General features: G+C 31.2%; 9 protein-coding genes. 6 read left to right on the top strand and 3 right to left on the bottom strand.

From position 1 onward, the window contains the following. Positions 1–84 precede the first annotated feature (84 nt). A complete protein-coding gene (gene glsA / locus HGAG_RS07070; protein WP_019118505.1) occupies positions 85–1,014 on the bottom strand; it encodes a glutaminase A in 930 nt (309 codons plus the stop codon). Positions 1,015–1,099: 85 nt separating this feature from the next. On the opposite strand from glsA, the gene HGAG_RS07065 reads away from it, so the two are divergent. Both HGAG_RS07065 and HGAG_RS07060 read left to right on the top strand, forming a co-directional pair. Next, positions 1,100–1,696, top strand: coding sequence for an HD domain-containing protein (locus tag HGAG_RS07065; RefSeq protein ID WP_004839310.1), 597 nt, complete (start codon positions 1,100–1,102; stop codon positions 1,694–1,696). Next, on the top strand, positions 1,693–2,829 hold the full coding sequence (locus tag HGAG_RS07060; protein ID WP_019118504.1) for an MFS transporter: 1,137 nt from the start codon (positions 1,693–1,695) through the stop codon (positions 2,827–2,829). The genes HGAG_RS07065 and HGAG_RS07060 overlap by 4 nt, the downstream gene beginning before the upstream one ends. Positions 2,830–2,840: 11 nt before the next feature. Here HGAG_RS07060 and HGAG_RS07055 read toward each other — a convergent pair whose 3' ends face one another. Next, a complete protein-coding gene (locus HGAG_RS07055; RefSeq protein ID WP_019118503.1) occupies positions 2,841–3,116 on the bottom strand; it encodes a GNAT family N-acetyltransferase in 276 nt (91 codons plus the stop codon). A gap of 146 nt (positions 3,117–3,262) precedes the next feature. Here HGAG_RS07055 and HGAG_RS07050 point away from each other — a divergent pair, with 146 nt between their 5' ends. Continuing rightward, the gene (locus tag HGAG_RS07050; protein ID WP_019118502.1) at positions 3,263–4,030 is read left to right on the top strand and encodes a hypothetical protein; all 768 of its coding nucleotides are present in this window, start codon (positions 3,263–3,265) and stop codon (positions 4,028–4,030) included. Positions 4,031–4,060: 30 nt separating this feature from the next. On the opposite strand, the gene HGAG_RS07045 is transcribed toward HGAG_RS07050, so the two are convergent. Beyond that, positions 4,061–5,890 carry a heavy metal translocating P-type ATPase gene (locus HGAG_RS07045; RefSeq protein WP_244263846.1) on the bottom strand — a complete coding sequence of 610 codons (1,830 nt, stop codon included), beginning with the start codon at positions 5,888–5,890 and terminating at the stop codon, positions 4,061–4,063. Positions 5,891–6,128: 238 nt separating this feature from the next. Between HGAG_RS07045 and uvrB the strand changes: the two genes are divergently transcribed. From uvrB to HGAG_RS10810, 3 genes are all read left to right on the top strand, one after another. After that, complete coding sequence (gene uvrB, locus HGAG_RS07040) at positions 6,129–8,108, top strand: excinuclease ABC subunit UvrB (protein ID WP_019118500.1); 1,980 nt, start codon at positions 6,129–6,131, stop codon at positions 8,106–8,108. Beyond that, positions 8,109–10,922 carry an excinuclease ABC subunit UvrA gene (gene uvrA / locus HGAG_RS07035; protein ID WP_019118499.1) on the top strand — a complete coding sequence of 938 codons (2,814 nt, stop codon included), beginning with the start codon at positions 8,109–8,111 and terminating at the stop codon, positions 10,920–10,922. Between the two features lie 822 nt (positions 10,923–11,744). Next, the coding region (locus HGAG_RS10810; protein WP_019118498.1) for a Rib/alpha-like domain-containing protein at positions 11,745–16,296 on the top strand (4,552 nt) is incomplete at its 3' end.

Below are 16,296 nucleotides of genomic sequence, written 5' to 3'. Positions count from 1 at the left end.
CCCCTTAATAACGAAGAATTAAAAAAATATCCTAATTTATTATTTTATTAAATTTTTTATTCAAAAAAAGTCTTTTTCATATTTCTACAGAAATATATTTAGTCCTAAGTCTGCTGATAATATTTTTAATAAATTTTTCCCAACAACTGAATTTCCTGATTTATCTAATTTTGGGGAATATACGCAGATTCCGCATTTGTTTGGTACAACGCCTAAAATCGCTCCGCCTACTCCTGATTTTGATGGGATTCCTACTTTCATTAAATATTCTCCACTTTTTTCGTACATTCCACACGATGCCATTTGGGCAATTGTCATTTGGACTATGTTTTGTGGAATTATTAAATTTGATGAGTGGATGTCAAAGCCTTCGTTGGCAAGGAGCGCTCCTAGTTTTGCAAGGGATTCTACGTTTGTTCCTATTGAACAAATTCTAACGTATAAATCTAAAACTTCATCAGCGTTTTGGGCAAAAATATTTTTGCTTTTTAAATAATAAGCAATTGCTCTGTTTCTGTCTGTTGTAGAAATTTCTGATTCGTAAATATTTTCCATAAATGTAAATGTGCCATCGTTGCTCATTTGTTTTATTAATTCCATAACTCTATTAAATTTTTCTTCTTCGCTTTTTCCATAAATCATTGATGTTGTTGTCATTGCTCCAGCGTTTATAAAGGGATTTGCTGCCCTTTGGTCAATTGGAATTAATGAATTAAATTCGTATCTTGTTGGTTCTGTTCCAACTTTTGAAAATACTTCGTCTGTTGTGTTGTCTTTTAGTGCCATAATTAGGGTAAAAATTTTTGAAATGGATTGAACTGAAAATATTTTTTCTTTTTCTCCAAAATTATAAATATCTCCGCCTGTTGTTACAATAGAAAGGGCAAAGGCGTTTTCGTCTACGTTTTTAAGCTCGGGAATGTAGGAGGCAACTTCGCCTTGGTTTGAAAAATTTTTTGCTTTTTTTATGCATTCTTCTATCTCTTTTTCTATATCTTCTCTTTTCATAAACATAATATCACCTACTTACAATTTTATATAAAATATTTACCCGATTTGATATAATAATAATTAATTAAAGAAATAAAAGGAGTTTCTTATGATTATTTTGGAAATATTAAATGAAGATAAATGGCTAGAAGATTTTAAATTTTTTGAGGATTTTAAAAATTCTTCTTATTACAAAATTTTGTTAGATACTTATAAAAATTTAAATACAAAAATTCTTTACCAAAGCAAAATCCACGGTCAAGGTCATATTGAAAGAGTAATTTTTATTTCTATGCTTTTGGCTTTTAATTATAAATTGGACAAAAATGATACTGATATTTTAAGATTTGCTGCATCTTTGCATGATACAAAAAGAGTTGACGATTCTTATGATACAGAACATGGTTATAGGGCAGCTTTATATTCGATTGATTATGCAAAAATAAATGAAAGCGATAAAAATATTCTTCAAGCAGTTTTGGCAGTTCATTCAAGACCTGATAAACAAATGGATGAAACAATTGAAGAATTTTTTGTAAAAGATATGGATAGGGCTAGATATTTGTCAAAACTTTTCAAGGATGCTGATGCTCTTGATAGGGTTAGGCTTGGAGATTTGAATGAAAAATATTTGAGAAATGATTTTTCTCATGATTTGATAGATTTTTCTAATAAATTATTTGAAAAATATTTGGATAGACAATGAAAGAAAATTCTATTAGACAAAAAATTGCAATTTTATCAATTTCTTTGATTTTAACAAGCAATAGCATAATTTCTGGAAGTTTAGTTTATATACAAGAAGCCTTCAATCTTACTAGAAATGAGGCTGAATTTATAATAAGTCTTTCAAGCCTTGCTGTTATGATTTTTATTTTTTTTGCAGAATATTTGGCGATTTTTATTGGAATAAAAAATACAGTTTTGTTGGGACTTTTGCTTGTGGGATTTAGCGGAATTATTCCCCTTGTTTTTAGGACATATCCATCAATAATTATTTCAAGATTTCTCCTTGGATCAGGGCTTGGTCTTTTTAATGGGCATTCGGCAAATTATATTAATTTGCTCTACCATGATAATAATGAGAGAACAAAACTTCATGGTCTAAGAAATGCTTTTGAATTTATTGGGCAAATAATTCTTTTTTCCTTGGCAGGAATCCTTGTAAAATTTGATTATATGTACACATTTTCACTTTATACATCAGCATTTCTTATTTTTATATTTTTTAAAATCAATGTAGAAGATGTAAAAATTGAAAAAGAGAAGGCAAAAATCAATTTTGATTCAAATATTTTTCTTTTTATAATTTTTGCCATGCTTATGATTTTAAATGGAACGGCAATGCTAATGAGATTTCCTTTTGTTGCAAGCCAAAGCCGTGGAATTGATGTAAATGTAAGTTTTTATTTAAATTTTGTGCCAATTGTTGGAATGATTTCAGCATTTTTATTTACACCAATCAATTTGAAATTAAGAGAAAAAACTATATTTTTTGGCTTGGGATTTTTTATACTAGCAAATTTTTTGATAGTAAATTTTGAAAATAATCTTTTAGGATTTTTATTTTCTATTTTGCTTTTGACTTTTGGACAATCAATGTGTATGCCTTACATATTTGCAGAAGTGCCAAGATTTGTAAAAGGTCACAGCTCACGAATAGCCACAAATTTAATTTTTATAGGGTGTAATATAGGAGTATTTTTAGCACCATTTTTTATGAAAAGCATGGACAAGCTAATAAATACAAATTCTCTATCACAAGGCTTTGGAAGTTTTGTAATAATTTATTTTATTTTTGTTGGAATATTTTTTAGAAGAAATAAAAAAAGAGCCTAACTGGCTCTTTTTTATTTATAATACACATCCTTATATTTTTCGTCCTTTTCAAATTTATCTTTTATATATGGGCAGGTTGGAATTATTTTTTTATTTTCATCTCTTGCGTATTGAACTAATTCGTCTACCAATTTTCCTGCTATTCCTTGACCGCCATATTTTTTGTCAACCTCTGTGTGGGGTGCATCGATTAGATTTTCTTCTTCTACTATATCTATAAATCCTATTTTATTTTCCTTATCAAAAACTTGCACTTGTTTTTCTTTTTTATTTATTTTATATTCCATAATATCACCTCTATTTTTTTATACCCTAATTAGCTTAAAATATATTTAATTTAATATAAAAAAATATAATATTTTTGTTTAAAGTCGAATTTGCGGGTATAAATATTTTTGTAAGAGAAATTTTTGGAAAAATGAAAGGAATTATTATGAAAAGAGAATATAGTTATGGTTCAGTTATTTTGGTTGAGATTATAGTTGCAGTTTTTGCTTTTGTTCTCAACAGAATTTTTGGCAGCAGTGCAGATGAAAATATAATTTATAATGTCTTATCTTCTGTTATTACTTGGCTTGGTTCTTTTATAATTGCATCAGGTTTAATCAACAATAGAAAGGGAAGTGTTGGAGATTATTTAAATCAATTGCAAAGACTTGATAAAAAAGCAATAATTGTAAATTTAATTCTTATATTTATTACAATTGTTTTGACTTTTTCTTTTGGAAAAATTGGAGTTTTTGATGTAGAAAGTAAGAAATTAAATTTATTATCACTTTCTGTTCTTGGAACACTTCTTTTAGGCATTCTTTCAATTTTTACAGCCTATGCAAATCATATAGTTTCAGATCCAAGAAACAAAGACCAATCAATCATGGATGCACTTAAAAGTGTGTTTGCAATTGGAATAAAATTATTTGGCAAAACAATTTCTTTATATTTGTTGTATATAGTTTTACCAATTATCCTTATTTTTGGAATAATTATTGGAATTAGCGTTGGAACAAGAAGTCCTGAATCAGGTATTGGAATTATTATATTGGGCGGAGGACTTTTAGGTTTGTATTATATTTTAATTTCGCCACTGGTTTCAGCAAGACTTGCTGATAATTATTTAAATTTAACAGGAGATATAGACCAAGAAATTGAAAAAGAAAATACAGAAAACAATAATGAATTTACAATTACAAGAAACATATAAAAATAAGCAGGAAGATAAAAATTCTTCCTGCTAAATTTTTTTATTAAAAATTTTAATTGATGACAAGATTGAAATAATTAAAACTAATGCATCAACAAGGCTTACAAGCCACATTGGACAATATCCAATTAAAGTTAAAATCAAAAGCACAATTCTTGTAAAAATAAGTAAGATAAGATTTTTTTTGGCAGTTTTGTCTACAATTTTTGCAATTTTCATCAAATCTCTTAATTTCCCATAAGATTTATCAGAAATCATTATGTCAGAATTATAAATTGCAATATCTGAAGATTTTTGGCCCATGCTAATGCCAATATCAGAATTTTTCAAAACTTCGCCTTCTTTTATTCCATCTCCAACATAAATAATTTTGTGTTTATTTTTTTGCTCATTTTTTATTATTTCGACTTTTTCACTTGTAGAAATTTCTGCTGCATAGGAAATGCTAAGATTTTTCGCAAGATTTTCAACAACTTTTTCTTTTTCAGCTGATAAAACAGCAATATCCGAAAATTCATTTTTTAAATAATCTATGCTTTCTTTGGCATCATCTTTAATGGTGTCTTCCAAAATAACCTTGCAAACCAAAATATTATTTATTGACATAAAAATTGCCTTTTCATTTGAATCATCTTCAGCATTTACAAAGTCTTTTGAGCCGATTTTTATTTCTTCATTTTCATAAGTTTTTGCCCAAATGTCAATATCATTTATATTTTTACTTGCTATAAAATACGAAAAATTATCTCTGCGTCTAAGATTTTTCACTATGGCTTTTGCAATAGGATCTGCCGATAATTTTTCCAAATTATACAAATAATCCAAAAGCAAATTTTTGTTATAAGGAGAATAATATACAATTTCTTTTAAATCAAATTCCCCAACAGTCAAAGTATTTGTCATATCTGTATAAAAATAATCGCAATCAATCAACTTTTCAAAAGATTTTATATCTTTTACAAGGATTTTATTTTTATTTGCAAGAATTAAGCCAGAAATATATGAAAGAGAAATCCCAAGTATAAAAACTTTTGGACAAGAAACAATCAAAAAACTTGCAGATTTTTGCAAATATTTGCTCAAATCTCCTCCCAAAATAGGGAAAACTACAGCAAGAAAAATTGCCATAGCAATAAGACAAGGCGTATAAATTTTTGTAAATTGCTTAATCAATTTTTCACTTTGAGATTTTTTATTTCTTGATTTTTTTATCAAATTTATAATTTTTGCTGCCATAGATTCATCAAAAACTTTCACAGCCTTGTATTTTATCTCTCCAGTTTTTAGCATAGAAGTTGATAAAATTTCACTTCCCTTTTTAATTTCAATTGGCAAAGATTTGCCATTTAAAAATGAAGTATCCAAAAGCCCTTCGCCAGAAATCACAACAGAATCAACAGGGATGATATTTGCCTCTTTTGCAAGAAGTATATCGCCTTTTTTTATTTTTTTAATCGCAATTTTTGCCAAAGTCCCATCATCCAAAACTTTTGTAACTGTTTTTGGGACAATATCTAATAATTTTTTGAAATTTTCATCTATCGTATCTTTTGAAAGATTTTCAAAAAATTTGCCCAAATTAAATAAAAACATTATGGCACAAGCATCAACAAAAAATCCCATAAAAAACGCAATAAAACTTGCAAGAGTAATAAGGAAATTTTCATCCATAAATTTTTTATTAGAAATTGAATTTATTGCGTTTAAAAAAGTATCTGCTCCAACAGCAATATATATTGCAAGAAAACTAATAACAAGGAAAAAATTTTTCCCATTTTGCTTAAATTTATAAGTAACAAAGATAAAGAAAATTGCAAAAATTGTTAGGACCAACAATTCTTTTTTTCTTTCCTTTTTCATATTTTTAAAAATTTCCATATATATCAACCTTTCATAATTAAATTTTAAATTAAAAATTTTATACTTATATTCACAAAAAATTATAGCAGAAAGGCGAATTTGTGGCAAGATTTAAAGCTTTTAATCCCGAGTAAATAAGTTGAATTTAAAAAGTGAAAGTGTATATTGGAAAAGACTGAAAATAGATTTAAAAAAGAAAAATTTTAAAAAATTATGATTTACATAAAGGAAGTGTCAAATGACAAAAAATAAATTTATTTTAAAATCAGACTATACTCCAAAAGGAGATCAGCCAGATGCAATTAAAAAACTTGCTGATGGAATAAAAAATGGAAAAGCTCATCAAATTCTCCAAGGAGTTACAGGTTCTGGTAAGACTTTTACTATGGCAAATATAATTCAAGAAGTTCAAAAGCCAACTCTTGTCCTTGCCCACAACAAAACACTTGCCTACCAATTATTTACAGAATTTAAAGAATTTTTCCCAGACAATGCCGTTGAATATTTCGTATCGTATTACGATTATTACCAACCAGAAGCCTATGTTGCGGCAACCGACACATATATTGCAAAAGATTCTTCAATCAATGATGAGATTGATAAATTAAGACACTCAGCAACAATGAGTTTGTTTGAAAGACGCGATGTAATAATTGTGGCGAGCGTTTCTTGTATTTACGGCTTGGGAGATCCGGAAGAATATAGAAAATTAGTTTTGTCCCTAAGACCAGGTCAAGAAATTTCCCCAGAAGAAGTTATGAAAGAATTAATCGAAAGACAATTTGTAAGAAATGATTTTGATTTTTCGCGTGGAACTTTTAGAAGAAGGGGAGATGTTTTGGATATTTTCCCAGCAGGAAACGAAGAAAAAGCAATAAGAGTAGAATTTTTTGGAGATGAAATTGATAGGATTTCAGAATTTGATTCTTTGACAGGAAAAGTTACAAGCCACATCTCACACGGCTATATTTATCCTGCAAGTCACTACGCAACAAGTGCCGAAAAAGCAGCAGCTGCAATTACAACAATAAAAGAAGAATTAAAAGACAGACTTGTTGAACTTGAAAATGAAAATAAATTAGTAGAGGCTCAAAGGCTTGAGCAAAGAACAAATTACGATATAGAAATGCTAGAAGAAATTGGATTTTGTTCAGGAATAGAAAATTATTCAAGACATTTGTCCCAAAGACCTGCAGGATCTAGACCTTACACCCTTATAGATTATTTTCCAGATGATTTTATGCTTTTTGTTGACGAATCTCACGTTTCAATTCCTCAAGTTGGTGGAATGTATGAGGGGGACAGGTCAAGAAAACAAAATCTTGTAGATTTTGGTTTTAGACTTCCATCAGCCCTTGACAATAGACCTTTGAAATTTCCAGAATTTGAAAAATTAATTAAGCAAACAATATATGTTTCAGCAACTCCAGGTCCTTACGAAATGGAAAAAACAGGAGGAGATGTTGTTGAACAAATCATAAGACCAACAGGACTTTTAGATCCATTGATTGATGTAAGACCAGTAGAAAATCAAATTGATGATTTGATAGAAAATATCCATCAAATTATCGATAAAAATGAAAGAGTTCTTGTAACAACTCTAACCAAAAGAATGGCAGAAGATTTGACTGATTATTTATCAGAAAATGGAATTAAGGTAAAATATCTCCATTCAGATATAAAAACAATCGAGCGAAGTGAAATAATTAGAGATTTAAGACTTGGAAAATTTGATGTTCTTGTTGGAATAAATCTTCTTCGTGAAGGATTAGATTTACCAGAAGTTTCCTTAATTGTAATTTTAGATGCAGACAAGGAAGGATTTTTAAGAAGCGAAACTTCCCTTATCCAAACCATAGGAAGGGCTGCAAGAAATTCAAAAGGTCATGTAATAATGTATGCAGATAAAATTACAAGATCAATGAAAAAAGCCATTGATGAAACCGAAAGAAGAAGAAAAATTCAAACGGAATTTAACGAAAAACACGGCATAACTCCAACGACAATCAAGAAAAACATAGCAGAAATTATTCAAGTAACAAAATCAACAAATGAAACAGAAGAAGTAAAAGAAGAATTCTCACAAGAACAAATTGAAAATATAATTATAAATTTGGAAACAGAAATGTACAAGGCCGCAGAAGAATTAGATTTTGAAAAAGCAGCACAAATCCGTGACCAAATAGCAAAAATGAAAAGAGAATTTGCGGAGGTATAAATGAGTGAAAATAAAATAGTAATAAAGGGGGCAAGGACTAATAATTTAAAAAACGTAGACCTTACCCTTCCTCGCGATAAAATGATTGTATTTACTGGACTTTCCGGATCGGGAAAGTCCACCTTGGCTTTTGACACAATTTATGCCGAAGGTCAAAGAAGATATGTAGAAAGTTTATCATCATACGCAAGACAATTTTTGGGAAATTTGGATAAGGCTGATGTCGATACAATCGAAGGACTTTCTCCATCAATTTCAATCGACCAAAAAACAACCAACAGAAACCCAAGATCAACAGTTGCAACTGTAACAGAAATTTACGATTATTATAGGCTTTTATTTGCAAGAATTGGAGATGCCTACTGTCCTGTTTGTGGCAAAAAAATTGAAGCCCAATCAATCGATCAAATGGTAGATAGGATTTTAAAACTTGAAGAAAAAACAAGAATCCAAATCCTTGCCCCAGTAGTAAGAGCCCAAAAAGGTCAACACAAAAAGAAACTCGAAAATATCCAAAAAATGGGCTATGTGAGAGTGATGATTGACGGCGAAAGATATGATCTTGAAGAAGAAATCGAACTTTCAAAAACAAAAAAACACGATATATCAATAATTGTCGATAGGATTGTAATAAAAGAAGGAATAAATTCAAGACTTGCTGATTCCTTGGAAACTGCCCTTGAACTTACAGATGGACTTGTAGAAATAAATGTAATAGACGGAGATGATTTTATCCTTTCATCCAAACTTGCCTGCCCAGAAGGTCATATTTCCCTTCCAGAAATTACACCAAATATGTTTTCATTCAACGCTCCCCAAGGAATGTGCCCAGAATGTAATGGACTTGGTTTTCATTTGCAAATCGACCCTGACCTTGTAATTCCAGATAAAAATCTTTCCATAAATGAAGGGGCAATCGACCCATACGCCACAAGCGGAAAAGGAACATATTATAATGAAATAATTAAAGCCATTGCCAAAAATCACAAATTTTCCCTTGATGAGCCAATCAAAAATGCTCCAAAAAAAATGATTGATGAAATTTTGTACGGAACAAAAAAAGAAATTTCTTTTACCTTTGACAGCCATTTTTCTGGAAGAAAAAATTACACAGGACATTTTGAAGGAGCAATCAAAAATTTATCAGACAGGTACGAAAGAACAAATTCCGATTCTCAAAAGAAAAGAATGAGAGGCTTTATGAGCGAGGAAGAATGTAAAACTTGTCACGGGCAAAGATTAAAAGATGAAATCCTTGCGATAAAAGTAGATGGCAAATCAATTTCAGAAATTGCAGATATGTCAGTCGACAAAACCATAGAATTTTTTGATAATTTAAAGCTTTCTCCAATGAAAGAAAAAATTGCCGAACTAATAATAAAAGAAATAAAGGCAAGAATAAAATTTTTACAAGACGTAGGACTTGGATATCTTTCCCTTTCAAGAGCAGCCTCAACCCTTTCCGGTGGAGAAAGCCAAAGGATAAGACTTGCAACCCAAATTGGATCAGGTCTTGTTGGAGTTTGCTATGTTTTGGATGAGCCATCAATCGGACTTCATCAAAGAGATAATAACAAATTAATCAAATCACTTAGAAATTTAACAGATATTGGAAATACACTAATAATTGTAGAGCACGACGAAGATACAATGAAAGCCGCAGACTATCTTGTAGATATTGGACCAAAAGCAGGAGTCCACGGTGGAGAAATTGTAGCAAAAGGATCACTTTCCGACATAAAAAAATGCAAAAAATCAATCACAGGAGCCTATCTTTCAGGAAAAGAAAAAATCCCAGTGCCAAAAGAGAGGAGAACTTGGAACAAATATATAGAAGTAAAAAACGCCAGACAAAATAATTTAAAAGGAATTGATGTAAAATTCCCCCTATCAACCTTTACAGCAGTAACAGGAGTATCAGGCTCAGGAAAATCTTCACTTGTAAATGAAATTTTGTACAAGGCAGTTACCAAAAAATTAAATAAATCCAAAACCCACCCAGGAAAACACTATTCAATTGAAGGCGTAGAACAAATTGACAAAATAATTTCCATCGACCAATCCCCAATAGGAAGAACGCCAAGATCAAATCCAGCAACCTACACCAAATTATTTGACAATATCAGAGATGTATTTGCCATGACAACCGAAGCAAAAATGAAAGGCTTTGACAAGGGAAGATTTTCCTTTAACGTAAAAGGCGGAAGGTGCGAAGCCTGTAATGGCGATGGAACAATAAAAGTAGATATGATGTTCTTGCCAGACGTCTATGTTCCATGTGAAGTTTGCCATGGACAAAGATACAATAGAGAAACCCTCGAAGTAAAATACAAGGGGAAAAATATATCCGAAGTTTTGGATATGACAGTAGAAGAAGCCTTAAAATTTTTCGAAAACCATCCATCAATAGTAAAAAAATTACAAACCCTATATGACGTAGGACTAGGCTATATAAAAATCGGTCAACCATCAACAGAACTTTCGGGAGGAGAAGCCCAAAGAGTAAAACTTGCAAGCGAACTTGCAAAAAGATCCACAGGTCAAACCCTATACATTTTAGACGAACCAACAACAGGCCTTCACATGGCAGACGTTCACAAATTAATAGAAGTTTTAAACAGATTAGTCGACCAAAATAATACAGTAGTAGTAATAGAACACAATCTTGACGTAATAAAAGTAGCAGATTACATCATAGACCTAGGACCTGAAGGCGGAGATGGAGGAGGAGAATTAGTAAAAACAGGCACACCAGAAGAAATAGCAAAAACAAAAAAATCCTACACAGGACAATTTCTTAAAAAAATATTGTAGAAGATAAAATATATTTCAATAAGAAAATCAAGAAGAAAAACTAGGATAAAGATTAAAAATATAAAAATAATAAAACTTTAGCAATAAAATAAAAATAGCAGTACCCCATCTTGACCTTGTGGAGAGATCTCATAAAAAGAGTTAGTCTATGGATATAGTATATTTTTAAAACAAATATAGAATTACAAAGAAAAAAATGGGGTGTAGCGTATTTTTATTTTCAAATTAATAATGAATCACTAAACTAACTTTGTCTATAATCTAAGGCCACCTTGATGTGGTCTTTTATTTTTTCTATTTTTCTGGTATAGTAGAAAAAATCAAAACTCATTTTTCAAATATTTTAAGCAAGTAGGCAAGTCGTGATTTTTTATTTTTTTCAGATTTTTTCACGACTTAGCCATCTCATTTTTTTATTTAAATATTCAAAAATTTTTAAAATGTTTAAATTTAGAATTCTTTATTTTTATTTCCAAATATTTATAAAATAATCTTTTTTCAAGAATAAAAATTCATCATTATACAAGATTTTTTGATAACAAAAATCAAAATCTTGAAAAATTAGACGGGAATTTAAATATATTTACTTGAAAAATAGATTGAAAAAATATTTATAAATTTTAAAGTGAATTATTTATGAATATTTTCAACTTTGATAAATTCAAAACCAAGTAGATATTTTGAACGAATATGATATAATAACTTATATAAAAATAGTTAACAGTGTGAATACAATAAATTTGTGGCTATTTTATTGCATAAATTACCACATTTTCATATGACTACTTTAACAAAATATATTAATGAAAGGATAAGAAAATCATGAACAATTCGAAAAAGATGACTGAAATCATCGAAAAGAAAAAAGAATTAAGTCAAGAGAAAACTCCTAAGTATGGTACAAGAAAACTATCCATTGGATTAGTTTCATGTATGTTAGGATTTTCATTAATAATTGCTCCGGGATCTTCTAAGGCTGCTGAAGCTAGTGAAAATGAAACAGTAGCAACAGAGACAAATACGCCAGAAGAAAATCCAGTTGAAGAAGCTACACCAGTAGCAAATGAAGAAATTAAAGCAGAAGAAACAAAAGAAGAAGTTGTTGCAAAACAAGCTGATACTTTTATAGAAAAATTAGAAACTATAGAAGTAGAAGAAGGAGAAGAAATTGATTACAAAGAAGCTGTAACCAATCTCCCACAAGATGCAAAACTTGATGTTATAACACCAGTTGATACAAAAGAAGCTGGCGAAAAAACTACAAGTGCAAAAATAACTTTTGCTGATGGATCTGTAAAAGAAATTCAAATCAAAGTTAATGTTAAAGCTGTTGAAGCAACAGAAGAAGCAGAGGATTTAGAATTATCTGAAAAAGTAGAAAAACAAGCAGTAAAAGCTACAGAAAGTCCAAGTACTGGAGTGAGAGATGCAGCACCACCAGAAGACACAGCTACAACTCCAGACGCAAAAAATGCTGTGCATGCTTATGTTGGCGTAGTTAATGGACTAAATATTGATGCAGACCTATCTAAGGCAAGTGATAATCAATTTAAGCCAATTGCAGGTATCAAGGCTTATTTCCAATGGTTTGAAAAATGGTCAAATGGAAAAGAATATTCATCACCAGTTTATACAGCTACATCAGGAGCAGATGGTCAATTACACATGGGAATAAAATCATATATAGCCGAAGATGGAAACTTAATTAGATTTGATGCAGATCCAACAGTATCTGGTGGTAATGAAAGATATAGATTCTGGATTGATGAGTCAACTATTCCAGAAGGATACCAACTTCAATATATAACAGGTGAATCTGTAATATTCCCAGATCAAGGCTTACCAATAACACAAGGTGGTTCAGGATCAAACACTGTTAGAAATATTCATGGTAATTGGAAAATATTATTAATGCAAAAACCACTTGAACAAATGCATAAAAAACCTACACCAACAGAAATCCAACAAGATGGTGGATATCTTACAGGTACAGTTGGTTGGGATTACAAATCAGGAATTGGTGGAATCCAATGGAATACAGTAGCTCAAGTAGATACTCCAGCTAAAGATGTAACAGTAAAAGCTTCATATCTATCAGATTATGCGCTAAAACAAATTTATAGCGAATCTACTGCTGTTTATATGGGCGTTAAGAAACCTTCACATATTCGTGGAACTGGCTGGACAGCTGAGCAAGAAAAGAAATTACAAGATTGGATAAAAGAACAAGTTAAAAAAGATCCAGACAAATGGATAGCTGAAACAGTATCTGCAAAAACAAATGCTGATGGAAAATATATTATCCAATTTAAGGGAACTTGGGGAAATCTAAAGAATAGCGATGCTGGATTAAAAAATTATAATTATAAAGAAGGCCAAAATTCCAGTGGACAAGTTTGGAATAAGTGGACTAAAGAACAAATTGACAGACTTGGAACTGTTGCAGATAAGGCAGACAATGGAAGATTTGATTTTTCAAAAGCTGCTACAAATCAAGTAAAACACGTAAACTATGACTGGTTATTTGTATCTGTAGAAAATGCTGACCATCTCCGTGTTATGACACCATATAATAATAATCAATATACACAAATGAGTGATAAATTTGGTATCCATAGTGGTTGGTCTGGAACTGGATTTGGAGTTGGTGTAACTAATGCTATACCACAAATTTTACGTGCAGACTTTGCGCTTGCTCCAGGAGAAGTTAAATTTAATATAACAAATTATGACTCAGGCAAGAACACTGCAAAAGTAGGAGATGTTGCTAAAACATCAACAGAAGGCCTACCATACAATGGAGAATCAAGTGAGAACTTTAGAATAGTTTGGTATGACGAAGATGGAGATGAAGTTCAACGATCATCGGTTCAAAAACCATCAAGCACAGGTTCACTAGAATCAGCAGACTTTGACACAAGCAAAGTAACAAAGACAACTAATTATACAGCTAAGCTATATAGGGTAGATAGCGCAGGTAAAAATGCAGAATTGCTAGCTCAAGATTCATTTACAGTAGTAGTCGAAGATTCAAAGAAGATTACTTCAATGTATGATGAATTCGAATATAAAAACTCAAATCCTCTAAAAGATGCAACTTATTCTGCTAAGGGACTTCCAGGTGGTCTTACAATTGATCCTAAAACAGGAGATATTAAAGGAGTAGCAAAAGAAAGTGGTAAATTCGAAGTTGAAGTTATCTCAGTAGTTCCAGATGAATCAGGGGATATAACAGCATCAAGGTTCTATACTTTTACAGTTACAGATTCTCCATTAACAGATGGTAATGTAGGTAAAGAATATAATAAAAAAATAGAACCTAAACAAATTGATGGCTATGTATTTAAAAATGTAACAGCTAAATTTATAGATGGAAAAACTATTGATGGTCTAACAATTACAGGAGATCAAATTACAGGAACACCAAAAGCAAAAGTTGATGCTACTCAAGAAGAGCCAAATGTAGAAGTAACTTATGATATCTATCAAGTAAATGAAAAAGGCGAAGAAGTATTAATCAAAAAAGGACATGTAGATAGAGTACCTCTATCAATAGCTGAAGAAGAAAAAGACACAACAAAACCAGAAATTGGTGACCTAGACGATGATGACAATCCAGACACACCAGTAGCTCCAAAAGAAGACGAAAATAATAGAGGACCACAAGTATGGGCAAATGGAGCAAGAGTAACAGAAGGACAAGAAATCACACCAATCAAGGTAAACGTAACAGACGATACAGATAAAAATCCAACAGTAGAAGTAACAGGACTTCCAAAAGGATTAAGATACAACAAAGAAACAGGCAAAATCGAAGGAACACCTGACAAACTAACAAACTGGGCAGACACAGAAGAAGAAAGAGACTTCACAGTAACAATCAAAGCAAAAGATGCAGCTGGAAACGAATCAACAAAAGAAATCCAAATAACAATATTAAGAGATACAGATGGAGACGGAATACCAGATTCAACAGATCCAGACGACGACAACGATGGAATCAAAGATGAAGAAGATAAAAATCCAAAAGCATGGGATGCCAACGTTAACGGAAAAGTAGAAACAACTGTAGGAACACAACCAACAGCAGATCAATACAAAGAAAAGATAACAAACCTACCAAAAGGATCAGAAGTTGTAGTAAAAACAGAACCAGACGTATCAAAAGCTGGAGAAACAAAAGCAGTAGTAACAGTAACATTACCAAACGGAGAAGAAGTAGACGTTAAAGTACCAGTAACAGTAACAGATACAACACCAGCTAAACCAGATGCTCCAACTCTAAAAGCAAATGATGATGGTTCTGTAACAGTAACACCACCAGCTGACAAAGACGTTGATGTTGTTCAAATCACATACACTGATGAAAAGAATCATCAAGGAACTCTTGTAGCAACAAAGGGCGATGATGGAGTTTGGAAATTGCCAGATGGAACTGACCCATCTATAAAAATAGACCCAACTACAGGCGTTGTGACAATTCCTGCAAATCAAGTTAAAGATGGAAGTGAAGTAAAAGCTATAGCTCAAAAAGGTACAGAAGTATCAGAAGTAGCGAAAGTAAATGCAAAAAATAATCCAGTAACTAAAAAAGAAATCACAAAATGGGTACAAGAAACAGCTGATGGAAAAATCATTGAACTAAAAAAAGAAGATGGAAACAAATCTGACAATGACGGAGTATCTGATATTCCTGGTTATGAATTTGTTCGTACTGATAAAACAGAAGATGATACAACAATAACATATACAAATGTATATAAATTATTGTTAGGATCAAAAGCAGTTGGACTTGATGGAAAAGAACTTAAAGCAGCTACTATAGGATACGTTAAGGAAAATCCAGAAGAATTTACAGGATATACTTTCTTATTCGATGAAGCTGGAAATACACCATCAGATGTAGAAGGCAAAAAGGTATATGTAGTAAATAGAATCTACGCTAAAAATCCAGAAGTAGTAGAAGTAGCAAATCCTGATTCATTAACAGCAGATGAACAAAATAAAGTTAAAGAAGCAGTTAAAGCTGCAAACCCAGATCTATTAGATAATCAAATCTCTGTAAATGAAAAGGGAGAAGTTACAATAACAAGAGGAAATCAAACTGCTAAATTAGATCCTACTTTAACTGTTGTAAAACAAGGTCAAACAACAGCGCCAAAAATAACACAACCAAAAGCTGGCGATAAGAAAATCACAGGAACAGCAGAACCAGGTGCAAAAGTTGAAGTAGAATTACCAGACGGAACAAAAGTAGAAACAACAGCAGATGGAGAAGGAAATTGGACAGCAGAAGTACCAAAAGGTAAAGAGCCAAAAGAAGGCGAAACAGTAAAAGCAGTTGCAACAGTAGACGGAAAGACCCCATCAGACG

Origin of the sequence: Anaerococcus obesiensis ph10 (genome assembly GCF_000311745.1) — a bacterium.
Taxonomy (GTDB): Bacteria; Bacillota; Clostridia; order Tissierellales; family Peptoniphilaceae; genus Anaerococcus; species Anaerococcus vaginalis.
Note: the sequence above shows the minus strand (reverse complement) of the source record. Positions and strands in the feature narration are given on the sequence as shown.